Origin of the sequence: Acidovorax sp. 99, from assembly GCF_003096455.1 — a bacterium.
Classification (GTDB): Bacteria; Pseudomonadota; Gammaproteobacteria; order Burkholderiales; family Burkholderiaceae_C; genus Acidovorax; species Acidovorax delafieldii.
In genome coordinates this window covers 1,941,188-1,964,654 of the sequence record NZ_QEKU01000001.1, presented here as the reverse complement: position 1 = coordinate 1,964,654, position 23,467 = coordinate 1,941,188, and the positions used below count along the sequence as shown (strand labels likewise).

20 protein-coding genes are annotated in these 23,467 nt (G+C 67.3%); 13 read left to right on the top strand and 7 right to left on the bottom strand.

The features are described from left to right. Positions 1-24 precede the first annotated feature (24 nt). A complete protein-coding gene (locus C8C95_RS09210) occupies positions 25-1,386 on the bottom strand; it encodes an aspartate aminotransferase family protein (protein ID WP_116748378.1) in 1,362 nt (453 codons plus the stop codon). Positions 1,387-1,515: 129 nt separating this feature from the next. Between C8C95_RS09210 and C8C95_RS09205 the strand changes: the two genes are divergently transcribed. Both C8C95_RS09205 and C8C95_RS09200 read left to right on the top strand, forming a co-directional pair. Continuing rightward, positions 1,516-2,496 carry a LysR family transcriptional regulator gene (locus tag C8C95_RS09205; protein WP_207780591.1) on the top strand — a complete coding sequence of 327 codons (981 nt, stop codon included), beginning with the start codon at positions 1,516-1,518 and terminating at the stop codon, positions 2,494-2,496. A 94-nt stretch (positions 2,497-2,590) separates the two neighbouring features. After that, positions 2,591-2,896, top strand: coding sequence for a flagellar basal body protein (locus tag C8C95_RS09200; protein ID WP_015016359.1), 306 nt, complete (start codon positions 2,591-2,593; stop codon positions 2,894-2,896). Positions 2,897-3,114: 218 nt separating this feature from the next. On the opposite strand, the gene C8C95_RS09195 is transcribed toward C8C95_RS09200, so the two are convergent. After that, positions 3,115-3,387: a DUF2061 domain-containing protein gene (locus C8C95_RS09195; protein WP_116748377.1), complete on the bottom strand. Its 273-nt coding sequence runs from the start codon at positions 3,385-3,387 to the stop codon at positions 3,115-3,117. A gap of 275 nt (positions 3,388-3,662) precedes the next feature. On the opposite strand from C8C95_RS09195, the gene C8C95_RS09190 reads away from it, so the two are divergent. The 7 genes from C8C95_RS09190 to C8C95_RS09160 all read left to right on the top strand — a co-directional run bounded on the left by C8C95_RS09190 (position 3,663) and on the right by C8C95_RS09160 (position 14,835). Beyond that, a complete protein-coding gene (locus C8C95_RS09190; RefSeq protein ID WP_116748376.1) occupies positions 3,663-4,712 on the top strand; it encodes an SPFH domain-containing protein in 1,050 nt (349 codons plus the stop codon). Between the two features lie 114 nt (positions 4,713-4,826). Next, entirely contained in the window at positions 4,827-6,341 is a 1,515-nt protein-coding gene (locus C8C95_RS09185) for a DUF4178 domain-containing protein (protein WP_116748375.1), read from the top strand. A 34-nt stretch (positions 6,342-6,375) separates the two neighbouring features. Beyond that, positions 6,376-6,597: a DUF350 domain-containing protein gene (locus C8C95_RS09180; protein WP_044396181.1), complete on the top strand. Its 222-nt coding sequence runs from the start codon at positions 6,376-6,378 to the stop codon at positions 6,595-6,597. An 84-nt stretch (positions 6,598-6,681) separates the two neighbouring features. Continuing rightward, positions 6,682-8,241, top strand: coding sequence for a polyamine aminopropyltransferase (locus tag C8C95_RS09175; protein ID WP_056057622.1), 1,560 nt, complete (start codon positions 6,682-6,684; stop codon positions 8,239-8,241). A gap of 122 nt (positions 8,242-8,363) precedes the next feature. Then, complete coding sequence (locus C8C95_RS09170) at positions 8,364-12,116, top strand: PAS domain S-box protein (RefSeq protein ID WP_116748374.1); 3,753 nt, start codon at positions 8,364-8,366, stop codon at positions 12,114-12,116. Then, a complete protein-coding gene (locus tag C8C95_RS09165; protein ID WP_116748373.1) occupies positions 12,113-13,105 on the top strand; it encodes a two-component system response regulator in 993 nt (330 codons plus the stop codon). Before C8C95_RS09170 ends, C8C95_RS09165 begins: the two co-directional genes overlap by 4 nt. Before the next feature lie 11 nt (positions 13,106-13,116). Continuing rightward, a complete protein-coding gene (locus C8C95_RS09160) occupies positions 13,117-14,835 on the top strand; it encodes an NAD(P)-binding protein (protein ID WP_207780590.1) in 1,719 nt (572 codons plus the stop codon). Between the two features lie 20 nt (positions 14,836-14,855). Here the strand turns inward: C8C95_RS09160 and C8C95_RS09155 are convergent, their stop codons facing one another. After that, complete coding sequence (locus C8C95_RS09155) at positions 14,856-15,107, bottom strand: hypothetical protein (protein ID WP_056742705.1); 252 nt, start codon at positions 15,105-15,107, stop codon at positions 14,856-14,858. A gap of 194 nt (positions 15,108-15,301) precedes the next feature. On the opposite strand from C8C95_RS09155, the gene C8C95_RS09150 reads away from it, so the two are divergent. The 4 genes from C8C95_RS09150 (at position 15,302) to C8C95_RS09135 (ending at position 18,491) form a co-directional block, all read left to right on the top strand. After that, positions 15,302-16,657: an esterase-like activity of phytase family protein gene (locus C8C95_RS09150; RefSeq protein ID WP_207780589.1), complete on the top strand. Its 1,356-nt coding sequence runs from the start codon at positions 15,302-15,304 to the stop codon at positions 16,655-16,657. A 78-nt stretch (positions 16,658-16,735) separates the two neighbouring features. Then, complete coding sequence (locus C8C95_RS09145; protein ID WP_116748371.1) at positions 16,736-17,440, top strand: riboflavin synthase subunit alpha; 705 nt, start codon at positions 16,736-16,738, stop codon at positions 17,438-17,440. Between the two features lie 17 nt (positions 17,441-17,457). Beyond that, positions 17,458-17,958, top strand: coding sequence for a GNAT family N-acetyltransferase (locus C8C95_RS09140; protein WP_116748370.1), 501 nt, complete (start codon positions 17,458-17,460; stop codon positions 17,956-17,958). A gap of 44 nt (positions 17,959-18,002) precedes the next feature. After that, positions 18,003-18,491 carry an NUDIX hydrolase gene (locus C8C95_RS09135; RefSeq protein ID WP_116750205.1) on the top strand — a complete coding sequence of 163 codons (489 nt, stop codon included), beginning with the start codon at positions 18,003-18,005 and terminating at the stop codon, positions 18,489-18,491. A gap of 36 nt (positions 18,492-18,527) precedes the next feature. On the opposite strand, the gene C8C95_RS09130 is transcribed toward C8C95_RS09135, so the two are convergent. The 4 genes from C8C95_RS09130 to C8C95_RS09115 all read right to left on the bottom strand — a co-directional run bounded on the left by C8C95_RS09130 (position 18,528) and on the right by C8C95_RS09115 (position 23,373). Further along, entirely contained in the window at positions 18,528-19,508 is a 981-nt protein-coding gene (locus tag C8C95_RS09130; protein ID WP_108626112.1) for a tripartite tricarboxylate transporter substrate binding protein, read from the bottom strand. A 36-nt stretch (positions 19,509-19,544) separates the two neighbouring features. After that, on the bottom strand, positions 19,545-20,726 hold the full coding sequence (tcuB, locus tag C8C95_RS09125) for a tricarballylate utilization 4Fe-4S protein TcuB (RefSeq protein WP_116748369.1): 1,182 nt from the start codon (positions 20,724-20,726) through the stop codon (positions 19,545-19,547). After that, on the bottom strand, positions 20,713-22,188 hold the full coding sequence (gene tcuA, locus C8C95_RS09120) for an FAD-dependent tricarballylate dehydrogenase TcuA (protein ID WP_116748368.1): 1,476 nt from the start codon (positions 22,186-22,188) through the stop codon (positions 20,713-20,715). Before tcuA ends, tcuB begins: the two co-directional genes overlap by 14 nt. Positions 22,189-22,380: 192 nt before the next feature. Beyond that, complete coding sequence (locus tag C8C95_RS09115; RefSeq protein WP_116748367.1) at positions 22,381-23,373, bottom strand: LysR substrate-binding domain-containing protein; 993 nt, start codon at positions 23,371-23,373, stop codon at positions 22,381-22,383. Positions 23,374-23,467: the final 94 nt, after the last annotated feature.

The window sequence follows — 23,467 nt, the reverse complement described above, 5'->3', positions numbered from 1 at the left end:
GGCAGGCTGGCTGGCGAAGGAAGCTCAGGCGGTTTCTTGCAGGGCGTCGCCCAGGGCGCTGATCAGGCGGTCGATTTCGGCCTGGGTGCTGATGAAGGGCGGTGCCAGCTGGATGGTGTCGCCACCGTAGCGCACGTAAAAGCCCTTCTTCCAGCAGTTCATGGCGATCTCATAGGGGCGCTTGGCAGGCTCGCCGGGCAGCGCCGCAATGGTGAAGCCGGCCGCCAGGCCAAAGTTGCGGATGTCGGCCACATGCTTGGCGCCCTTGAGGCTGTGCACAGCCTGCTCGAAGTACGGGGCCAGCGCCTTCACGCGGCCGATCATGTCTTCCTTTTGCAGGATGTCGAGTGCCGCAATGCCCGCTGCGCAGGCCACGGGGTGGGCCGAGTAGGTGTAGCCGTGCGGGAATTCGAGCATGTACTCCGGCCCGCCTGCGGCCATGAAGGTGTCGTAGATTTCCTTGGTGGCCACCACGCCGCCCAGCGGCTGCGCACCGTTGGTGACTTGCTTGGCAAAGTTCAGGATGTCGGGCGTCACGCCAAAGGCTTCGGCCCCCGTCCAGGCACCGCTGCGGCCAAAACCGCTGATCACCTCGTCAAAAATCAGCAAGATGTTGTTTTGTGTGCAGATCTCGCGCAGGCGCTGCAGGTAGCCCACGGGCGGGATCACCACACCGGCGGAGCCCGAGAAGGGCTCGACGATGACTGCCGCGATGTTCGATGCATCGTGCAGCGCAATCACTTCCAGCAGGCGGTCGGCCAGCTCCTTGCCCGTGGGCGGCATGCCCTTGTGGAACGAGCCTGCAGGGGGCTGGGTGTGGGGCAGGTGGTCGGCCTCCACGCCCTGGCCAAACAGCTTGCGGTTGGCCACGATGCCGCCCACCGAAATGCCGCCAAAGTTCACGCCGTGGTAGCCCTTTTCGCGGCCGATCAGGCGCGTCTTGGTGCCCTGGCCCTTGGCACGCCAGTAAGCGCGGGCCATCTTCAGAGACGTATCGGCCGACTCGGAGCCCGAGCCGGTGAAGAACACATAGTCCAGCCCTGCGGGTGTCAGCTCTTTGACGCGGTTGGCCAGCTCGAACGACAGCGGGTGGCCAAACTGGAAGGCGGGCGCGTAATCGAGCTTCATCGCCTGCTTGCCGATGGCTTCGGCGATCTCGCGGCGGCCATGGCCCAGGCCCGCGCACCAGAGGCCCGAGAGGCCGTCAAAAATTTTGCGGCCTTCGGAGTCGGTGTAGTAGGCACCGCTGCCCTCCACGATCATGCGCGGGTTGGCCTTGAACTGGCGGTTGGCCGTATAGGGCATCCAGTGCGCGTCCAGCCACTCGGCGTCCATGCGGGGGCCTTCGGCGCCAGCGGCGGGTTTTTCGATGTTGACGAAGCTCATGGGGTTCTCCAGTGCAAAGGCGGCGACAAAAAGCGGACAGCCCCAGCGGCCTGGGGCTTGACGTAGGGCATTGTTGCGCCGCCTGTTAATCTCTCAAATAATCCAATATCAATGTTTACTTGACGATTTATGCAAGTAAAAGACCCGGTTCCATCCCCCCAAGCTACAGTGCCCGCAGTACCGGGCAAACACCGCGCTGTGCTGGGCCAGCTCAGCGACATGGACCTGCGCCTGCTGCAGGTGTTCAAGAGCGTGGTGGAGTGCGGCGGCATGTCGGCCGCCGAGCTGGAGCTGAACATCGGCACCAGCACCGTCAGCCGCCACATCAAGGACCTGGAAGCCCGCCTGGGCCTCACGCTGTGCCGCCGGGGGCGGGCGGGGTTTGCGCTGACGGCCGAGGGGCAGCGGGTGTATGACGAAACCCTGCGTTTGCTGGCCTCGGTGCGCAGCTTTCGCGATAGCGTGGACGACATCCACTCGCGCATGGGCGGGCAGCTGGCCGTGGCGGTGTTCGACAAAACCGCCAGCAACCCGGCCGCCCGCATTGGCGAGGCGATTGCCGCCTTCACCGCCCAGGCCCCCGATGTGCAACTGCAACTGCATGTGGGCTCCATCAACGCCATCGAGCGCGGTGTGATCGACGGCAGCTACCAGGTGGGCATTATCCCCGCGCACCGCAGCTCGCAAAGCCTGGCCTACGCCGACCTGTTTGGCGAGACCATGCTGCTGTACTGCGGTGCGGGCCACCCGCTGTTTGGGGCGTCATCGCCTCCGGCCGACTGGCATGCTGTGCGCGGCTACCAGTTTGCGGGGCTGGGCTACCACTCGCCCAATATGGAGTTGAGCCACCAGGCCCGGCTGCAGCGTGCGGCCACGGGGTTTGACCAGGAGTCCATCGCCACGCTGATCCTGTCGGGCCGCTTTCTCGGGTTTTTGCCCGACCACTACGCCGAGGCGTTCGAGCGCCAGGGCCGCATGCAGGCGGTGAACCCGGCGCTGTTCCACTACCACTGTCAGTTCGTGAGCCTCATGCGCCGCTCGCCCGCGCCCTCCCGGGCGGCCCAAGCGTTTGCGCAGTGCCTGGAGGATGCGCACCGGCCCGCTCGCTGACAGGGGTATTGCGGGGCTGCGGCTTGCCAGCGGCCGTGGCGCGGCGGACAATTCGCCTTCTTTGCAACATTGTGTGACATCGGGAGCAACGCCCATGGCCAGCATTTCCTCCATCGGCAGTTCAGGCCTCCAGGCCGCCCAGTTGCGGCTGGACGCGTCGGCCAACAACGTGGCCAACATGAACACCCCCGGCTACCGCCGCGAGGTGGTTGCACAAGAAGAAGTGGCCGAAAGCGCCGGCGTGCGAGCCACCGTGCAGCGCGAACAGGACGCCAAGGGCGTGGCGCTGGAGCAAGAGGCGGTGGAGCAGATGTCGGCCACCTACGCGTTCAAGGCCAATCTGCAGACCATCAAGACGCAGGACGAAATGATGGGCTCCTTGCTGGATGTGAAAGCCTGAGCGCTGCCCGTTCAGCGCCTGTTTGTGTTCCCACACCCATGCCCCGCTGGTCGGGGCATGTTCGTTTCTGGCGCAGATTGAGAGGACTGCCCGTTATCAGTTGGTATCGGCCAGCCCCGCCAGGCGCTGGACCAGCCAGCGTTGAAAGGCCAAGCCCGTGGCGGTGCGGCTGCGCAGTGGAATGGCGTACATGGTGGTGCTCCTTGTCGTGAGTTTGTTCAGGCGCCCTGGATGGCTGGACCGCTGCTGGGTGATGCCGTAGCGTTTTGGCGTACAGCGCGCCGGCCCGCCCGGTCCCACGCCTTTTCATGGAAGAAGAAGGCCACCGCCTGCACGGTGGGCTCCAGCAGGCTCAGGGTGAGCGAGGCCCACAGGTTGCCGGTGACGGCATAGGCCACCAGGGCGGCCACGCAGATGTGGATGAGGTAGTAGCTGCCCGTCTTCATCAGCATGGTTTGGTTCTGGCGGGCAACGCGGCGGATGAGGGACATGGCGGACTCCTTGGTTCAACAGAGCCTGCAGCGGTGCAGCAGGGATGGTTGAATGGTAGTGATTCGCAATAGCGAAAGCCAATTGATCATCGCTAAGGCGCAGATAGCCGCTATCCAATGACGCCTTGAGAAGCGCCACAGCGCCTATCCCAAACAGACTGGTTCTGCGCGTGAACTAGTTCACGTTCCGCCACTGAAAAAAGCCGCTGCCACCAAAGCCCCCGTTGCTATGATGGCCGCTCTTTTCAACCCCCTCTTTTGCTTTGGGAGCACACATGGCCCTCATGGACTTCATCAAGAAACAGTTCATTGACATCATTCAGTGGACCGAAGAGGGGGACGGCACGCTGGCCTGGCGCTTCCCCATGCGCGACATGGAAATCCAGAACGGCGGCACGCTGGTGGTGCGCGAGTCGCAGATGGCCATCTTCGTGAACGAAGGCCAGGTGGCCGACGTGTTCGGCCCCGGCACCTACAAGCTCACCACGCAGACGCTGCCGGTCCTCACATACCTCAAGAACTGGGACAAGCTCTTCGAGTCCCCCTTCAAGAGCGACGTCTACTTCTTCAGCACGCGCCAGCAGATCGACCAGAAGTGGGGCACGCCCCAGCCCATCACGATCCGCGACAAGGACTTTGGCGCCGTGCGCCTGCGCGCGTTCGGCAACTATGCGTTCCGCATCGCCGACCCCAAGCTGTTCCACACCGAAATCTCGGGCACGCGCGAGTCGTACCCCGTGGCCGACCTCGAAGGCCAGCTGCGTGGCCTGGTGCTGCAGAACATCAGCAACGCCATTGCGGGCAGCGGCCTGCCCTTCCTGGACCTGGCGGCCAACCAGGTCATGTTTGCCGATGCGCTGACCAAGGAGCTGGCGCCCATCTTCGCCAAGCTGGGCATCCTGATCGAGTCCCTCACGGTGCAGAACGTCTCGCTGCCCGAAGAGCTGCAGAAGATCCTCGACCAGAAGATCGGCATGGGCATGGTTGGCAACGACATGGCCAAATTCATGCAGTACCAGACGGCGCAGGCCATCCCCAAATTTGCCGAGGGCGCGGGCAACGGTGGCGGAGTGGCGGGGGACGCCATGAGTCTGGGTGCGGGTGTGGCGCTGGGCCAGGTGCTGGCGCAGAACCTGCAGCAGGGCCTGCAAGGCGGCGGCGCAGCAGCCCAGGCAGCGCCCGCAGCGGCGGCCGCTGCAGTGGGCGTCAAGCCCGAAGACGTGATGGCCACGCTGGAGAAGCTGGGCGAGCTCAAGTCCAAGGGCATCCTCACGCAGGAAGAGTTCGACGCCAAGAAGGCCGAACTGCTCAAGAAGCTCGTCTGATCGATCGGATCGATTGCTATCATAAAAATAGCTGCTTGCGCTGGAGGGATAGGCGCTAGAGGCCAATAGGGCTTCAAAGCCGTTTAGCGCGGCGCGGGCAGAACACTCCACACGATGGCCACCGACCCCACCCAGCGCTATTACCGCGCGCCCTGCCCCGGCTGTGGCGCGCCGGTGGAGTTCAAGAGCGCGCAGTCCACCCATGCCGTCTGCGGCTACTGCCAGAGCACCGTCGTGCGCAGTGGCGATGTGCTCACGCGCCTGGGCAAGATGGCCGAGCTGTTCGACGACCACAGCCCGCTGCAGCTCATGGCCAGCGGGCGCATCCAGCTCGACGGCAAGGACGTTCCTTTCACCCTCATCGGCCGCCTGCAATACAAGGGCGACGCGGGCGTGTGGACCGAATGGGCGGCCTTCCTGAATGACGGCACGCTGGCCACGCTGGGCGAAGACAACGGTGCCTATGTCTTCACCCGGCCCATCGACCCCGGCCGCGAGATGCCTGCGCCCGAGCGCTTTCGCATCGGCACCACCACGGCCATCAACGGCAAGCCCTACAGCGTGGCCTACACCGGCCAGGCGCAGCTGATCTCGGCCCAGGGCGAGCTGCCCAAGCTGCCGCCGCTGGGCCAGCCCTTTGGCATGGTCGAGTTGCGCAGCGCCGACGGCGAAGTGGTCAGCATCGACTACGGCCACACCCCGCCCAATGTAGAGCGCGGCAAGGCCGTGCTGCTCGAAGACCTGCAGTTGCAAGGTCTCAAAGACGAATCCGCCAAGGACGAAAAAGGCCGCCAGTTCAACTGCCCGCACTGCGGTGCACCGGTGCAGGTACAGCTGTCCACCTCCAAAAGCATCACCTGCGGGTCGTGCGCCAGCATCATCAGCCTGGACAGTGGCGTGGGCGGAGAGTTGCGCTCGGCGGAGCAGGACGAACCCGTGCAGCCCCTGATCCCGCTGGGCAGCAAGGGGCAGCTGCAGGGCGTGCACTGGCAGGTGGTGGGCTTTCAGCACCGCATGGGCGTGGAGCCCGGCGATGACGAGCACTTTGGCTGGAGCGAATACCTGCTCTACAACCAGAAGCGCGGTTTTGCGTTCCTGGTCGATTCCGAAGACGGCTGGAGCATGGTGCGCCCCACCACCGGCGCGCCGCAGATGGCGGCCACGGGCCGCTCCGCCACGTACATGGGCACCAAGTACGACCTCAAGTACACCTACGAGGCCGAGACCACCTATGTGCTGGGCGAGTTCTACTGGCAGGTCACGCGCGGCCAGAAGACCACCAACCGTGACTTTGCAAGCGCCAAGGGCCTGCTGTCGATGGAGCAGAGCCCGAACGAGATCACCTGGTCTGCGGGCGACAAGCTGTCCAGCGACACGGTGGCCAAGGCGTTCAAGCTGGACGACAAGAAAGATGTGCTCCAGCGCGACGACCCTGGCCCGTTCGTGGCCAAATCCGGCCTGGGCTGCGGCACCATCATCATCATCGCCGTGGTGATCCTGATCCTGCTCATCTTGCTGAGCCGTTGCTCCAGCTGCGATCCCCGGGTCGAAAACTGTTCCTCGTCCTCCAGCTACCGAAGCTCGGGGGGCTCGTACGGCGGATATTCGTCGGGCGGCAGCCACAAGTAACCTCGCAACAACCCGAATTTCACCGGAGAACAGCATGACCAAATTCGAATGGCTTCACCCCCTGTCCATCGGCGGCACGCTGCTGTATGCCCTGATGGGCATCATCATCTTCTGGGCGGCCTTCATCATCATCGACAAGATCACGCCCTACGACCTGTGGCGCGAAATTGTGGAAAAGCAAAACAAGGCCCTCGGCATGGTGGTGGCGGCGATGTGCCTGGGCATCAGCATCATCGTGGCGGCCGCCATTCATTGACGCGCCTGTTTGCCTCCATTGCCTGAATGAACGTAGCAGCGCACCCCGCAGGGTGCGCTGACAGCCGCCTTGTCGCCTCCCACCTTGTCCCCTACCGAGCCAGCGCCCGCGGCGCTGCCCCGATCCCCCGGCCCACGCCCCATCGACATCGCGCTGCTCATCAGCGTGTTCGTCGTGGCTGCCTGCGGCCTTTTGTACGAGCTGGCGGCGGGGGCGCTGGCGTCCTATGTCCTGGGCGACTCGGTGCTGCAGTTCAGCACCATCATCGGCACCTACCTGTTTGCCATGGGCCTGGGCTCGTGGCTGTCGCGCTACTTCGAGCGGCAGCTGCCCGCGCACTTCCTGCGCATCGAGCTGCTGGTGGCGCTGATCGGCGGCGCGCTGCCCGCCACGCTGTTCCTCGCCAATGCGTATGCACCGGGCGCGTTCCGGTTCCTGCTGTATGGCATGGTGCTGATGGTGGGCACGCTGGTGGGGTTGGAGATTCCGCTGGTCATGCGCATCCTCAAACGCAACGTGGTGCTCAAGGATCTGGTCTCGCAGGTGCTCACGTTCGACTACCTGGGCGCGCTGGCGGTGTCGCTGGCGTTTCCGCTGCTGCTGGTGCCGCACCTGGGGCTCATCCGCACCGGGCTGCTGTTCGGGCTGATGAATGCCGCCGTGGCGCTGTGGGCGGTGTGGCTGTTCCGGCATGAGCTGCGGCGCCTCCAAGCCCATTTGTTCGCCTGCCTGATGGTGGTGGGCCTGTTGCTGGCGGGACTGGCGGGGTCTGAGCAGATCACGAGCTTTGCCGAAGACAAGTTCTACCAGGACCGCATCATCTTCACCACGGCCACGCCCTACCAGCGCATTGTGGTCACGCAGGGCCGCTATGGCCACCGGCTGTACCTCAACGGCAACCTGCAGTTCTCCGAGTCCGACGAATACCGCTACCACGAGGCCCTGGTGCACCCCGCCATGGCCGCGCATGGGGCGCCCAAGCGGGTGGCGGTGCTGGGCGGCGGCGACGGCATGGCGGTGCGCGAGATCCTCAAGTACCCCTCGGTCGAGTCCGTCACCCTGGTCGAGCTGGACCCGGCCATGACGCGCATCTTCAGCGAGAACCCCACGCTGGCAAAGCTCAACGGCCACGCGCTGCAAAACCCCAAGGTGACCATCGTCAACACCGATGCCTTTGGGTGGCTGCAGCAGGGGACGGACCTTTTTGACGTGATCGTGGTGGACTTCCCCGATCCCACCAACTTCTCCATCGGCAAGCTTTACACCAACAGCTTTTATGCGTTGCTGGACAAGCGGCTGGCGGCCAGTGGCTACGCCGTGGTGCAGACCACCTCGCCGCTGGTGGCGCGCCAGAGCTTCTGGACGGTGGTGCAGACCATCGAATCCGTGGGCCTCTCGACAGCGCCGTACCACGCCCATGTGCCCAGCTTTGGGGAATGGGGCTACGTCATCGCCAGCCGCAGGCCGTGGCGCCTGCCCGACGCCCTGCCACCCGGGCTCCGGTTCCTGAGCGCCCCGTCGCTGCCCCTGCTGTTCGACTTTCCGCTCGACATGGCGCGGGTGCCGGCCGACGTGAACCGCCTGTCCAACCAGGCGCTGGTGCACAGCTACGAGCGCGAATGGGGCAAGGTGGTGGCGCATTGAGCCGCCGTTGGACTGGGCTCCAACAGCCATTCGCCGAGCAATTTGCAGGGGTTCTGCCCGCTGGCATGGGCAGCACAATCGGCTACAAAGCAGCCAAGACCTGATCGCCGTGGGCGCCCCCGATGCTGGACCTTTTTTTTCTTTCTGACGCACAGCCCTATCCGCTGCTGTGGGCGCAGCACGATCCCTGGCTGGTGACGCTGTCGGTGGGCATGGCGGTGCTGGCCTCCGTGCTGGCGCTGCAGATGGCGGGTCTGGCCCGCCGCGCCGACACCCGGTTCATGCGCCAGATGGCGCGGGGGTCCGGGGCGATGGCGCTGGGCGGGGGCATCTGGTCCATGCACTTCATCGGCATGCTGGCCTTTACGGTGTGCGCGCGGGGCCAGTTTGATGCGTGGACCACCGTGCTGTCCCTGCTGCCCAGCGTGGGCGCGTCGTGGGTGGCGCTGGGCTTGCTGATGCGCCGCGAGATCAGCCGCTCCGCCCTGGTGGTGGGTGGGGTGCTGGTGGGCGCTGGCATTGGCGCCATGCACTACATCGGCATGGCAGCGTCGCAGTGGGCGCCGGTCATGCGGTACGACCCCTGGGGGTTTGCCGCCTCGGTGCTGGTGGCCGTGTTGCTGGCCATCGTGGCCCTGTGGGTGCGGTTTGGGCTGGAGCGCGTGGTGCGTTGGCGCGCCCGGTGGCTCAATGCGGTGGCCGGTGTGGTCATGGGGCTGGCGATTGCGGGCATGCACTACACCGGCATGGCGGCCTTGCGTTTCATTGACGCCCCCAACGAGCTGGAACTGCTGACTGCGGCCGATGGCGCGCCCCTGGCACTGGCCGTCGCTGCAGTGGCGTCGGGTATCGGACTGCTGGTGATCGCCATCAACGCTGGCTTGCGTTACCGGCAGATGTTCCTGCAGATGCGCCAGAGCGAGTCCCGCTTGCGCGCCATTGCCGACACGGCCGTGGACGGCATGGTGATGATCGATGCGCAGGGCCGTGTGCAGTCCTTCAATGCAGCGGCCGAGCGCATCCTGGGCTGGCGTCCCGACGAAGTGGTGGGCCAGAACGTGTCCATGCTCATACCCGAGCCCGACCGCTCGCGCCACGACACCTACCTGCAGCGCTACCTGCAAGGCCAGGGCGGTGGCGTGGTCGGCGCCAACAGCCGCGAGGTGCTGGCCCTGCGGCCCGACGGCAGTACCGTGCCCATTCGCATTTCCATAGGCCGCGTGCCGCTGGATGGCGCGCCGGTGTTCGTAGGCTTCATCAGCGACCTGACACAGCGCCGCGCCATGGAGCAGGAGCTGCAGGCCAGCGAACAGCGCCTGCGCTCGCTCATGGCCAACATTCCGGGCGTCACTTTCCGATGCCGCCACGATGCCGAATGGACCATGCTGTTCATCAGCGATGCGGTGACCGCACTCACGGGCTGGTTGCCGCAGGATTTTCTGGAAGGCCGTATCAACTTCACCCAGCTCACGCTGCCCGAAGAGGTGGACCGCCTGTGGGCGGAAGTCTCCATGGCCATCCAGGAGCACCGGCCCTACCATGTGGAGTTTGGCCTGCGGGACCGTGACGGGCGCCTGCGCTGGGTGTCGGAAAGCGGCCGCCCCGTGGTCGGCGATGATGGCCAGGTGTTGTGGATCGACGGCGTCATCATGGACATGACCGTCTTTCGCGAGCGCAACGCCGAGTTCGAGAGCACGGTGCATGCCATCAACCGCGCACTGGCGGTGGTGGAGTTCGACATGCAGGGCCGTGTGCTCAATGCCAACGCCAACTTCCGCGAGCTCATGGGCTACCGGCTCGAAGAGATCGTGGGCCAGCACCACCGCATGTTCTGCGAGCCCGCCTACGCGCAGACCGAGGCGTACGCGCAGTTCTGGGAGCAACTGCGAGCTGGCCAGCTCGATGGCGGTGAATACCTGCGACTGGGCAAGGACGGGCGGCGCATCTGGATCCAGGCCACCTACAACCCCATCTTCGACGCGCAAGGCCAGCCGTTCAAGGTCGTCAAGTTTGCGACCGACCTCACCCAGCGCCGTGCCATGGAGCAAGAGCTGCGCGCCGCCAAGGAGCGTGCCGAGCAGGCCGCAGCCGCGCGCAGCACCTTCCTGGCCAACATGAGCCACGAGATCCGCACGCCCATGAACGCCATCATCGGCTTCACCGAGGCACTGCTCGACACCCCCATGGACGCGCAGCAGCGCCGCCACCTGGGCACGGTGCAGCATGCGGCGCGGTCCATGCTGAGGCTGCTCAATGACATCCTGGACACCGCCAAACTGGAAAAAGGCGCGGTCGAGCTGGAGATTGCGGACTTCTCGCTGCAAGAGGTGTGCGACCAGATCCTCGCCTCGCTGCGCATCCATGCGGGCAAGAAGGGGCTGGCGTTGCAATGCGTGACGGACGACCGGGTGCCGCCCTATCTGCGGGGCGATGCACTGCGCCTGCAGCAGGTGCTGCTCAACCTGCTGGGCAACGCGCTCAAGTTCACCGAGCGCGGCCATGTGCTGCTGCGGCTGGACTACCACGACGGCACGCTGGTGATGGAGGTGGAGGACACGGGCATCGGCATCGCGGCGCAGCACCTGGAGCGCATCTTCGACCCCTTTGCGCAGGCCGACGCATCCACCACCCGGCAGTTCGGTGGCACCGGCCTGGGCACCACCATCTCGCGCCAGCTGGTGGAGCTGATGGGCGGCAGCATCAGCGTGCGCAGCACCCTGGGCGTGGGCACCACGTTCACCGTGTGCGTACCTTTGCCGGTGGGCCAGGCGACGGCGGCAGTGGCCACCGTGAGCCATGCGGTCCAGCTGCCTCCGCTGCGCATGCTGGTGGTGGACGATGTGCCGGCCAACATCGAGCTGCTGCAGATCCACCTGGACCGGGGGCGCCACCAGGTGACCGTGGCGCGGGATGGCGAAAGCGCTGTCGCCGCCTACGAGGCCGGGCGCTTCGATGTGGTGCTGATGGACTTGCAGATGCCCGGCATGGACGGCCTGGAGGCCACGCGCCGCATCCGCGCGTTCGAGCAGGCGCAACGGCGCAAGCCGGTGCCGGTGATCGCCCTGTCGGCCAGCGTGCTGGAGCAGGACCGGCGCAACGCACGCGCTGCGGGCATGGACGGTTTTGCAAGCAAGCCGCTGGAGCCCGCCCGCCTGTTCCGCGAGATCGCCCGCGTGCTGCACCTGCAGCCCGACACCTCCACATCGGGGTGGAGCAGTCTGCAGACCTTGACGCGCGCCACCGACTTGCCACCGGTCCCCCACGCCACCATCGCCGCGGTGGACTGGGAGCGTGGCACCCGCCTCTGGGGCCAGCGTGCGCTGCTGCGCGATGCCGTGGCGCGCCTGCTGACCGACCATGCCGCCACCCCCGCCACCTTGCAGGCCCTGGTGGCGCAGCCCGACATGGACGCTGCCCGTGCGCTGGCCCACCGCCTGCGTGGTGCGGCAGGCAACCTGGCGCTGGGCCCGCTGCAAACGCTGGCGCAGCGCATCGAGGAAGCCGCCCACAGCCTGGACCGCACGGCTTTGCAGCCGCTGGTGGCCGCCCTGCCCGCTGCGTTGCAGGCCGTGGATCAGGCCCTGGCCCACGAGGCCGAGGCCGCCGCAGCGTCCGCCCCCGGCGTGGGACAGCATGCACCGCTGACCGCAGACCAACGCCAGCAGGCCCGGGACGCCGCGCAGGCGCTGCAGCAGGCCCTGGCACAGTCCGAGTTGGCCCAGCCGCCGTTGGATCTGCTGGTGCAGCTGCTGCCTGCAGATGCCACCGAGCGCCTGCAAGAGGCCATCGACCGCTTTGACTTTGACCAGGCCGGGGTGCAGTTGCAGCAGCTGCGCACGCACTGGCTGGACGAACCCCTGGAGAACCCCGCATGACACCGGCCCCTGACCAGCGGCCCCGCCTGTTGCTGGTGGACGATGAGCCCACCAACCTGCAGGTGCTGCGCCACATCCTGCAGTCCGACTACCGCCTGCTGTTTGCCACCGACGGTGAACGTGCGCTGCAGGTGGCGCGCGAGCAGCGGCCCGACCTGGTGCTGCTCGACATCATGATGCCGAACCTGGACGGCTATGCCGTGTGCCGCGCGCTCAAGGCCGATGCCGCCACCGCCTCCATCCCGGTGATCTTCATCACCGCCCTGACCGACAGCCAGGACGAAACTGCCGGGTTTGACGCGGGTGCGGTGGACTACATCACCAAGCCCGTCAGCCCGCCCGTGGTGCGCGCGCGGGTGCGCACCCACCTGTCGCTGGTGCGCATGGACGAGCTGCGCGAAACCCGCCTGCAGATCGTGCAGCGCCTGGGCCGCGCGGCCGAGTACAAGGACAACGAAACCGGCATGCATGTGATCCGCATGAGCCACTTTGCCCAGCTGCTGGCCCTGGCTGCCGGCCACAGCCCGGCCTGGGCTGAAGACCTGCTCAACGCCGCGCCCATGCACGACGTGGGCAAGATCGGCATCCCCGACGCCGTGCTGCGCAAGCCGGGCCCGCTGGACGCCGCTGAGTGGGACACCATGCGCCGCCACCCAGAGATTGGCGCCGAGATCATTGGCGAGCACCCGTCCGGCGTGCTGCAGCTGGCCCGCGAGATTGCGCTGGCCCACCACGAAAAGTGGGACGGCAGCGGCTACCCGCGCGGCCTGGCGGGCGAGGCCATTCCGGTGTCGGCGCGCATCGTGGCCGTGGCCGATGTGTTCGATGCGCTCACCACCCGCCGCCCCTACAAGGAACCCTGGCCCGTGCAGGATGCGCTGGACCACATTGCAGCGCAGGCCGGCAAACACTTCGACCCCGCCCTGGTGGCGCTGTTTGCCCCGCTGGTGCCGCAGCTGCTCGAGATCCGCGCCCGCTGGGCCGATTGAGGCGTGACCGCATGACCCCCTGGACCCTGCAGCGCCGCCAGTTCGTGGCGGGCGCCGCCGCCCTGGCCACGGCTGCGCTGGGCGGGTGCGACCACGCCGTGCCGCCGCTGGAAGGCTGCTTCACCGGCATCGACATGGCGCGCGGCCACCAGCTGCGTGAGTGGCTGGCGCGCGGCACCTGGCCCGAGCCCGCCGTGGTGCGCCGCGCGCAGGTCATCATTGCCGGTGGTGGCGTGGCGGGGCTGGCCGCAGCGCGTGCGCTGCGCCTGGCAGGCGTGCAGGACTTTGCGCTGCTGGAGCTGGAAGACACCGCAGGCGGCAACAGCCGGGGCACCGCCGTCAACGGCATCACCTGCCCGCAGGGCGCGCACTACCTGCCCGTGCCCGGCGACGACGCGCACGAGGTGCAGGACCTGCTGGAGGAGCTGGGCCTGCGCCAGCGCGTGGCCGGGCGCTGGCAGTACGACGAACGCCACCTGTGCCACAGCCCGCAGGAGCGCCTGTACTTCGATGGCGAGTGGCAGGACGGCCTGCTGCCCGTGCAGGGCGTGGGCGAGGCCACGCTGGCGCAGTACCGCCGCTTTGCCCAGGCCGTGGACGCGCAAGCCCGCGCCGCCCGGTTTGCCATGCCCGCACTCAAGCTGTGGACCGCCAAGCGCCCACTGGCGCCCAGCCACCAGGCGCTGGACGCGATGACGTTTGCCGCCTGGCTGGCGCAGGAAGGGTTGGACGATGCCCACCTGCGCTGGTACCTGGACTACTGCTGCCGCGACGACTACGGCGCCGGGGCCGACCGCGTCTCGGCCTGGGCGGGCATCCACTACTTTGCCAGCCGCCATGGCTTTCATGCGCCCGGCGAGGCCGTGGACGAAGCCCGCGAAAGCGTGCTCACCTGGCCCGAGGGCAATGGCTGGATCACCCGGCGTCTGGCCGAGCCGCTGGCCAACACGTCCCACGGCGGCGGCCAGCTGCGCACCGGCACCAGCGTGCTGCGCATTACCGAAGGCCGCCACGGCGTGGAGGTGGATGCGTTCAATCACGCCACCGACAGCGTGGAGCGCTGGCAGGCGCCACGCTGCATCGTGGCGCTGCCCGTCTTCGTGGCGGCGCGCGTGGTGCAGAACCCGCCCGCCTTCCTCACCGGGGCGGCCCAGCGTCTGTCGTGGGCGCCCTGGCTGGTGGCCAACATCCACATCCAAAGTCCGCTCACCGACCGCCCCGGCGCCGCGCCGGCCTGGGACAACGTCCTGTATGCCGACCCCACGGCGGGGGGCCTGGGCTATGTGAACGCCGGCCACCAGCGCCTGGACACCCGTGCGACGCTGGCCGGCCCCACCGTGCTCACCTACTACCAGGCGCTGGGCGACCGGGCGGACGGCCGCCAGCAGCTGGCCACCCAGCCCTGGCAGCACTGGGCCGACGCCGCCCTGGCCGCCCTGGCGGTGCCGCATCCTGACCTGCGCCAGCGCGCCACGCGCGTGGACATCACCCGCTACGGGCACGCCATGTCCATCCCCACACCGGGTTTGCAGCAGTTTTTGAGTCAAATCGGCCTGGGGCGCAGGTCTTTCATGCCCAAGGTGCTATCAAATGGTGAGCGTGCCGCCTGGCTGCCCACGCCCACCACCGCACGGCTGGCGTTTGCGCATGCCGACTGGTCGGGGTATTCGGTGTTTGAAGAAGCCTTCACGCGCGGGCACGGCGCGGGGCTGGTGGCCGCCGCCAGTTGATTCCTTAGTGCAGAGGATCCCTAGCCGCGCTGCCCGTCCCACCACAGCCCCAGGCACAGCGCGACGCCCACGGCGTACAGCAGCCAGGTGGCCGAGACCACGTAGGGATAGAACATCAACGCCACGCCCCACCAGCGGGTGCGCGGCTGCTGCGCACGCTTGCCGTGCCAGTACGCCGCCATGCCGATCAGACCAAACAGGATGGCGCCCACGATGTAGGCCGGGCTGGGCAGCTCCAGGCCGAGGGATTGCAGTGCAGAGAGGGTTTCCATGGCGGGTGCGCAGGCCGTGCGGGTGGGGTGAGGCGGGTGTGACTCATGCCAGCGGCAAAAGGTCCGTGGCAAGGTCCCTGGTGTGTGCCCGATTCGGCGTTGCCTGGTGGGGGGCGTCGGAGAACCGCTTTTCATGGCGGTGTCACAGGGCGGCGGCATCGTTCACGGTTTTGGCTCTCTTCCCCTTGACCACCATGTCCCGACTGTCCCAAATTGCCGCCTGCGCAGCGCTGCTGTGCGCTGCCGCCACCCCCGCCATCGCCCAGCAGGCCTACCCCGCCACGCTGGCCGGCCACGCCGTGCTGCCCGCCCTCACGGTGATTGCCGCGCCCAAGGACGCGCCGCAAGACCTGCAGGTGGCCGGCAAGTTCACCACCCCCCGCCGTGTGGACGCCGTGGGCAGCGTGATGGGCCAGTCGGGCGGCCGCGACACGGGTGTGTCGTTGCCGTTCCAGGGCCAGCCCCTCCAGGGCCACTCGGGCATCAAGCGCATGGCCGACGGCTCGTTCTGGATCCTGACCGACAACGGCGCCGGCTCCAAGGCCAACTCGCCCGACTTCATGCTGCACCTGAGCCACTACACCGTGGACTTCAAGTCGGGCCAGTTCAACCGCCTCAAGACCATCTTCCTGCACGACCCCGACAAGAAGATCCCCTTCCGCATCACCCATGAAGGCACTGACAAGCGCTACCTGACCGGCGCCGACTTCGACCCCGAGAGCTTCCAGTTCGCCGGTGGCGCGCTGTGGATCGGCGAAGAGTTTGGCCCCTTCCTCATCAAGGCCGACCTGAACGGCAAGGTGCTGGCCGTGTTCGAGACGCAGGTGGACGGCAAGGTCGTGCGCTCGCCCGATGCGCCCGGCGTGCTCATGCCCGGCGCACCCGACGCCAAGCCCACGCCGTTTGAAGTCAAGCGCTCCAAGGGCTATGAAGGCATGGCCTCCAGCAAGGACGGCAGCAAGCTCTATGCACTGCTCGAAGGCGCGCTGTGGAACGACAGCGCCAAGGCGTACGAAAACGTGGGCGGCAAGCAGCACCTGCGCGTGCTCGAATTTGATGTGAAGACCGAGCAATGGACCGGCCGCCACTGGAAGTACGTGCTGGAAGCCAACCACCACGCCATTGGCGACTTCAACATGATCGATGCCACCACGGGCCTCATCATCGAGCGCGACAATGGCGAAGGCACGGCCGACAAGGCCTGCCCTGAAGGCCAGAAGCGCACGGACTGCTTCCACGACCTCGCCAAGTTCAAGCGCGTCTACAAGGTCGAGCTGAGCGACGCCAACGTGGGCGGCGAGATCCGCAAGGTAGGCTACATCGACCTCATGAACATCCAGGACCCGCAGCGCCTGGCCAAGAAGCCGCTGAACAACGGCGTGCTCACCTTCCCGTTCTTCACCATCGAAAACGTGGACATCGTGGACAGCACACACATCGTGGTGGGCAATGACAACAACCTGCCCTTCAGCAGCAGCCGCGACCCGAACAAGGCGGATGACAACGAGCTGGTGCTGCTGGAAGTGGGCGAGTTGCTCCGGGCCAAGTAACCCGGCACCAGCGCGCGGTGGGGGCCGGGTGGCAAAATTCCCGGTTCCCGTTCCAACGTACCCACAAGCCGCGCCACCATGTTCACAGGCATCGTCCAAGCCACGGCAGGCATTGCCGCCATTCACGACCGCGCAGGGCTGCGCACGTTCACACTCGATTTCCCCGAGGGCTTCTGCCAGGACCTTGCCATTGGCGCCAGCGTGGCCACCGACGGCGTGTGCCTCACGGTCACCGAGATCCTGTCGCCCACGCAGGCCAACTTCGACGTGATGCTGCAGAGCCTGAACATCACCACGCTGGGCAGCTACGCGCAGGGCGACCGTGTGAACGTGGAGCGCGCGGCCAAGGACGGCGCCGAGATCGGCGGCCACCCGCTGTCGGGCCATGTGGACTTCACCGGCACGCTCATCGAGCGCCGCGAGTTCGACAACAACCTGGTGTGGCGCGTGGCCGTGCCCGAGGCGTTTCGCCGCTACATCTTTGCCAAGGGCTACATCGCCATCCACGGCGCCAGCCTCACGGTGGCCGAGGTGAACCGGCAAGAGGGCTGGTTCGAGATCTGGATGATCCCCGAGACCCGCCGTGCCACCGTGTTTGAGCACAAGAAGGTGGGCGACCGCCTGAACATCGAGATCGAGCGCAGCACCCAGGTGGTGGTGGACACCGTGCGCGAGGCGGTGCAGGAGAGCCTGGGCCGCCTGCAGCCCGTGCTGGAGGCGCTGCTGAAAGAAAAGGGCCTGTCGCTGGACGACTTTGTGCAGGCGCCCGTGCTGCCACACTGACCCAGCGAAGCTCTCCCATGTCCGTGGTGGCGCGCCCGCTGGCGCTGAGCGATCTGGCCGACCTGCTGGCCGTACAACTGGCCTGTTATGGCGAGGGGTTTGTGGAGAGCGGCGAGGTGTTTGCCCGCCGTCTCGCCAGCCCCGCCAATTGCTCGCTGGTGCTGGAGCATGGCGGTACGGTGTGCGCCTACCTGGCGGCCTACCGCAGCGTGCGCGGCAAGGTCACACCGCTGCACGGCGACTTTGAAGCCGCCGCTGAGCCCGACACGCTGTACCTGCACGACATGGCCGTGCTGCCCGCCCATGCAGGGCAAGGCCTGGCCCACGCATTGCTGCAGCCCCTGTGGGCGCAGGCCCGCGCAGAAGGGCTGCGGCACAGCGCGCTGGTCTCGGTGCAGGGCTCGCAGGCCTACTGGCAGCGGCAGGGCTATGCACTGCACCCCTTGCAGGACGCCGCCCAGCAGGCCCGCCTGGCCAGCTACGGCGACGGCGCCGTGTACATGGCGCGAGCGCTGTAGACCTTGTAGGCGCGCTGTCACCGGCCCTCGTCATAATGCCCGCCATGCCCCACCGCTGGAAACCCAACGTCACCGTGGCCGCCCTCATCGAGCGCGATGGCCGCTTTCTGCTGGTCGAGGAAGAAACCACCGACGGCCTCAAGCTCAACAACCCTGCCGGCCACCTGGACCCGGGCGAGTCGCCCATCCAGGCCTGCGCGCGCGAGGTGCTGGAAGAAACCGCCCACGACTTCGAGCCCACGGCGCTGATCGGCGTGTACCTCAACCGCTTCACCAAGACGCGCACGGGCGACGACACCACCTATCTGCGTTTTGCATTTGCAGGCACGCTGGGCACACACCACGACTGGCGCACGCTCGACACCGGCATCGTGCGCACGCTGTGGCTCACGCCCGACGAGATCCGCGCCTGCCCCGAGCGCCACCGCAGCCCGCTGCTGCTGCGCTGCCTGGAGGACTACCTGGCGGGCCAGCGTTTTCCGCTGACGCTGGTGCACACCGACATTTCGGTCACCGAGCCCGCTGCGCAATAGCTCTGCGCGGGCTGGGCGACGCGAGATCTTGTGGCCTCAGTCCGCCGTCAGCTTGCGTTCCTTGATGATGGTGGCCCACTGGGTCGATTCCTTCTTCATGAAGGCCGTCAGCTCGGCGCGTGTGGTGGGCTGCGGCGTGAGGCCGTGCTTGTTCAGTGCCTCCTTCACGCTTGGGTCGTTCAGCACCTTCACGATCTCCTGGTTCCAGCGGTCCAGCAGCGGCGCAGGCGTCTTGCCGGGGGCCACAAAAGCGTACCAGTTGAGCGCTTCAAACCCCGGGTAGCCCGCCTCGGCCACGGTGGGGATGTTGGGCATGTAGGACGGCCGCGTGAGCCCGGTGGTGGCCAGGGGGATGAGCTTGCCGGCCTCGATGTGCGGCAGCGCGGTGGGCGGTGCGGCGAAGTACGATGTCACGCGCTCGCCCAGCAGGTCCTGCAGCGCGGGAGCGCCGCCTTTATAGGGCACGTGGGTCATGTCGATGCCCGCGCGCTGGTTGAACAGTTCACCCGCCAGGTGCGATGCCGAGCCCGCGCCGGTGGAGGCAAAGTCCACGCTGCCGGGCTTCTTTTTGGACAGCTGCACAAACTCGGCCAGCGTCTTCACGCCCGCGCCTTTGTGCACCACCAGCACGTTCGGAAAGTTCACGCCGCCCGACACGGCGGCGAGATCCTTGAAGGGGTCGTAGTTCACCTTCATCAGGTGCGGCGCAATGGTCAGCGGCCCCACCGATCCGAGCAGCAGCACCGAGCCATCGGCGGGCGCATTGGCCACAAACTGGTGCGCGATGTTGCCGCCCGCGCCGCCCTTGTTGTCCACCACCACCGACTGGCCGATGTTCTCGCCCAGCTTCTTGGCGATGAGCCGCGCCGCCGCATCGGCCGCGCCGCCTGCGGCAAAGCCCACGACGAGCGTGACGGGCTTCTTGGGCGGGAAATCCTGCGCATGGGCTGCGCCAGACAGTGTCGCGGCAGCGGTGGCGAGCGCCAGCGCGCTCATCAAGAGGGTGCGTTTTTTCATGGAGGTCTCCTTCATCGTGGATGGTGGGTGCGGGGATCAGTCGGCGCCGAGGCCGATGGGGTTGGGCTGGCGCTTCTCCACCGCATGGCGCAGCAGCGAGGCGGTGCGGAAGATGCCGTGCGCAAACTTGCCGTAGGGCATGGTGGCAAACAGTGCCATCACGGCGCCCAGGTGCAGGCACAGCAGCAGCGGCAGAGCGGCCGTGCCGCGCGCGGCCCAGAGCAGCAGGCCGCTGGTGGCGGTGAGGAACAGCAGGGCGATGAAGGCGCGGTCCATGGGCTTTTGCGCGGCATCGCCGTGTTGCGGGTGGCGGCGCAGGTTCAGCCGCCACAGGCCTGCGGTGCCCAGCGCCAGGCTGACGCCGCCCACACCGCCCAGCAGTTTGGGCAGGCTGGGCAGGTCGTACGGTGCGGGTGCGCCCAGCAGGTAGTGGTACAGCGTCGCCACGCTGGTGGCGGCAAAACACAGCATGAAGCCGTAGAACGTGAGGTGGTGAAACCGCCTGCGCGACAGGGTGTAGGCATCGTCCTCGTTGTGGCAGCCGTCGCCATGACCGCCGTCCAGGTACTTGAGGCGCAGCACGGCATCGGTGGCTTCGGCCGTGGCGGGGGCGCTCAGCGGCGCGCCGCTGGTGGCGGGCGTCACGTCGCGCCAGAAGCGGCGCACGCCCAGGCCCAGCGCCAGCACGGCAAACACGAACACGGGGGCAAACAAGCCCACCAGCAGGTTGTGCGGGAAGATGCCGTAGAAGCCGCCCACCGGGGCCTGCCACAGCGCCGCCAGCCCTTGCCCGTGCAGCACCACGGCCAGCAGCAGGAACAGCGTGAGCCCTGCCACCAGCGCCAGCGCCAGGGTCAGGCCATTGCGCTGGTAGAGCTGGCCCAGCGCGGGTGGCCAGGCATAGTCGGCATAGGTCTGGCCGCGCACCTGGGCCATGGCCTGGGGAATGTTCACCGCAAACTCGTGCGGCGGCGCGTACTGGCAGGCGTGCAGGCAGGCGCCGCAGTTGTGGCACAGGTTGGCGATGAAATGGATGTCGGCCTTGCCAAACTCCAGCCGCCGCGTCATGGCCGGGAACACGGCGCAAAAGCCCTCGCAGTAGCGGCAGGCGTTGCAGATCTGGAGCTGGCGGGCCACTTCGGCCTCGGGGGCAGAGAGCACGATCTCGCCATTGGCCAGAGCCTTGGCGTCGCGCGTCAGGGCTTCAAGCGCTTGCATGGTTTACTCCTGTTTTTGTAGCTGCTTGCGCTTGTTGGGTGTGCGCTGGAGCCTGTTTTTGCTTCAAAGCCGCTTGCGCCGCCTGTGTACCGGCAATGCGCCCAAACGCGGTGCCAATGCTCATGCCCACCCCGGCGGTGTAGCCCTTGCCCAGCACGTTGCCCGCCATCATTTCGCCCGCCACAAACAGGTTGGGGCTGGGCTGGTTGTTGAAGCGCACGGCGGCGGTGTCGTCGGTGTGCAGGCCCAGGTAGGTGAAGGTCACTCCGGGCTTGAGCGCGTACCCATAGAACGGGCCGGTGTCGATGGGCCGGGCCCAGTGCGTCTTGGCGGGTGCCACACCTTCGGTATGGCAGTCGTCCAGCGTGGTGTGGTCAAACTGGCCCACGCGGCAGGCGGCGTTGTAGGCATCGAGCGTGCGGGTGAAGGTGTCCACGGGCAGGCCCAGCTTTTGCGCCAGCTCGGGCAGCGTGTCGGCCTTGACGCCGGGGAACACGGGCGGCATGAAGCGGCCAATGGCCTTGCTGTCGATGATCGAATAGCCAATCTGCCCCGGCTGCTGCGCCACCAGGCGGCCCCAGATGGCATAGCGCTTGGGCCAGAAGTCCTCGCCCTCGTCGTAAAAACGCTCGCCGTTGCGGTTGACCACCACGCCCAGCGACACGCAGTCGATGCGCGTGCAGATGCCGCCGTCGTACAGCGGCGCGCGCGCGTCGATGGCCACCATGTGTGCCTGCGTGGGATCGCCGATGCGGTCGGCGCCGTGGTCATCCAGCAGGTGCTTTAGCAGCACGCCCTTGTTGTAGGCCGTGCCGCGGATCAGGAAGTTGTCGGCCGGCCACTCGCCGCGCTCGTTCTGGCCCCAGGCCTCGCGCAGCCATTCGCGGTTCGATTCAAAGCCGCCAGCGGCCAGCACGCAGGCCTTGGCGGCAATGCGCTCGCCGTTGGCCAGGTGGGCAGCGATGAAGCGGCGGCCGTCCATCTCGATGCGGTCCACGGGCGCCTCGTAGCGGATCTGCACGCCCAGCTGCTCCGCGCTGCGGTAGTAGGCATTGACCAGCGCCTTGCCGCCACCCATGAAGAACGCGTTGGTGCGTGCCACATGCAGCGTGCCCGCCAGCGCGGGCTGAAAGTGCACGCCGTGGCGGCGCATCCAGGGCCGGCAGGTGCTCGACTCGCGGATCACCAGGCGCGCCAGGTGTTCGTTGGTCAGGCCGCCTGTCACCTTGAGCAGGTCCTGCCAGAACTCTTCCTCGGGGTAGGCATCGACCAGCACGTCCTGCGGCGCATCGTGCATGCAGCGCAGGTTGCGCGTATGGGCCGAATTGCCGCCGCGCCAGGCGCGCGGGGCGGATTCGAGCAACAGCACGCTGGCGCCCGCCTCGCGCGCCATCAGTGCGGCGCACAGGGCGGCATTGCCGCCGCCGATCACCAGCACATCGACCACAGCATCGCCGCTCATGGCTGGTGGCTCCCGGCGGTGCGCCGCGCGCGGGGGAATGAAGAAGGGGGTGTGGGGCCCATGGGGTGTCTCCTGGCGCGGTCGCCGTGTCGTTCATCGGGGTGATGGCGACTGTAGGGAGACGCAGGCCCGCTGTGCAGCGGGTTCAGGTCATGGGGGTATCACGGATCGTGATGGCTGCGGGGTGGCCGCTCAGGCGCTGGTGTCTTGTCCGCCGATCCATGTCGTGCCAAACCACTGGCCGGTCGTCACCAATTCGCGTACGCAATCCGTCAGCACCACGCGTGCTGCCAACGCGGCGGGCGAGAGTTCTTCGTCGGGCAGGCTGCACAGCAGGTTGACGCGGCGCGCGGGCGCGTCGGTGAGGCGCGCGCACTGAAAACGCTCGGCCGCATCCGGGTAGCGGCCCATGGCGGCCCAGGGCTGCACGGTGGAGCCCAGGCCCGCATCGACGGCGGCCATCACCATGGCGAGCGAGTCCACCTCCAGCACCACGTGCGGTGCCACGCGGTCGCGGGCAAAGGCCGTGTCCAGCGTGCTGCGCAGGCCGTGTGGGCCGGTGGGCAGGATCAGCGGCTCTTGCACCAGCTCGGCGACGGTGATGGTTTCCGGCAGCTGCCGGCCACGGGGGTTGCCAGGGCCCTCCCCTCGGTCACGGGCGCAGATGAGGAACAGGTCCTCCTCCAGCAGCGGCGCCATGTCCCAGCGGCGCGCGCCGGTGGCCTGCTGCGCCTGGTGCAGGCGGGTGTCGAACAGCACGGCCAGGTCCAGCTCGCGCGCATGCAGCATGGCTGTGAGGTGGCCCGACATGCTCTCCACCATGTGCAGCCGCACGTCCGGGTAGCGTGTGCGCATGGCCTGCATCAGCGGCAGGCCCAGCACGCCCGAGGTGGTGGGCGCCAGCCCCACGGTGACGGTGCCCGACAGCCGCGCCTGCTGGGCCGCGCGCACGGCCTGGTCGGCATGGCGCAGGGTGAGCTGCGCCTCGCGAAAGAACGCCAGCCCCGCCTCGGTGGGCGTGACGCCGCGCGGCGTGCGCTGCAGCAGGCGTGTGGCCAGCTCGCTCTCCAGCCGGGTGATCTGCTGGCTGAGCGCGGACTGCACCACGTCCAGGTCCAGCGCAGCGCGGCTCATGGAGCCTTGCTCCACCACGCGCACGAAATAGCGCAGTTGTCTCAGTTCCATAGCGCCCTTTTTGCCATGCGGAACTGTACCCCGGAGCGTCCGTTGCCCTTCCCGGGGGCGCGAATACACCGGTGCTGCCGCGCCGCCTTGACTC

Bases quoted from the DNA above. Each gene is read 5' to 3' on its own strand.
- C8C95_RS09210 (WP_116748378.1), bottom strand. From the start codon at position 1,386: ATGAGCTTCGTCAACATCGAAAAACCCGCCGCTGGCGCCGAAGGCCCC.
- C8C95_RS09205 (WP_207780591.1), top strand. From the start codon at position 1,516: ATGCAAGTAAAAGACCCGGTTCCATCCCCCCAAGCTACAGTGCCCGCA.
- C8C95_RS09200 (WP_015016359.1), top strand. From the start codon at position 2,591: ATGGCCAGCATTTCCTCCATCGGCAGTTCAGGCCTCCAGGCCGCCCAG.
- C8C95_RS09195 (WP_116748377.1), bottom strand. From the start codon at position 3,387: ATGTCCCTCATCCGCCGCGTTGCCCGCCAGAACCAAACCATGCTGATG.
- C8C95_RS09190 (WP_116748376.1), top strand. From the start codon at position 3,663: ATGGCCCTCATGGACTTCATCAAGAAACAGTTCATTGACATCATTCAG.
- C8C95_RS09185 (WP_116748375.1), top strand. From the start codon at position 4,827: ATGGCCACCGACCCCACCCAGCGCTATTACCGCGCGCCCTGCCCCGGC.
- C8C95_RS09180 (WP_044396181.1), top strand. From the start codon at position 6,376: ATGACCAAATTCGAATGGCTTCACCCCCTGTCCATCGGCGGCACGCTG.
- C8C95_RS09170 (WP_116748374.1), top strand. From the start codon at position 8,364: ATGCTGGACCTTTTTTTTCTTTCTGACGCACAGCCCTATCCGCTGCTG.
- C8C95_RS09165 (WP_116748373.1), top strand. From the start codon at position 12,113: ATGACACCGGCCCCTGACCAGCGGCCCCGCCTGTTGCTGGTGGACGAT.
- C8C95_RS09160 (WP_207780590.1), top strand. From the start codon at position 13,117: ATGACCCCCTGGACCCTGCAGCGCCGCCAGTTCGTGGCGGGCGCCGCC.
- C8C95_RS09155 (WP_056742705.1), bottom strand. From the start codon at position 15,107: ATGGAAACCCTCTCTGCACTGCAATCCCTCGGCCTGGAGCTGCCCAGC.
- C8C95_RS09150 (WP_207780589.1), top strand. From the start codon at position 15,302: ATGTCCCGACTGTCCCAAATTGCCGCCTGCGCAGCGCTGCTGTGCGCT.
- C8C95_RS09145 (WP_116748371.1), top strand. From the start codon at position 16,736: ATGTTCACAGGCATCGTCCAAGCCACGGCAGGCATTGCCGCCATTCAC.
- C8C95_RS09140 (WP_116748370.1), top strand. From the start codon at position 17,458: ATGTCCGTGGTGGCGCGCCCGCTGGCGCTGAGCGATCTGGCCGACCTG.
- C8C95_RS09135 (WP_116750205.1), top strand. From the start codon at position 18,003: ATGCCCCACCGCTGGAAACCCAACGTCACCGTGGCCGCCCTCATCGAG.
- C8C95_RS09130 (WP_108626112.1), bottom strand. From the start codon at position 19,508: ATGAAAAAACGCACCCTCTTGATGAGCGCGCTGGCGCTCGCCACCGCT.
- tcuB (WP_116748369.1), bottom strand. From the start codon at position 20,726: ATGCAAGCGCTTGAAGCCCTGACGCGCGACGCCAAGGCTCTGGCCAAT.
- tcuA (WP_116748368.1), bottom strand. From the start codon at position 22,188: ATGAGCGGCGATGCTGTGGTCGATGTGCTGGTGATCGGCGGCGGCAAT.
- C8C95_RS09115 (WP_116748367.1), bottom strand. From the start codon at position 23,373: ATGGAACTGAGACAACTGCGCTATTTCGTGCGCGTGGTGGAGCAAGGC.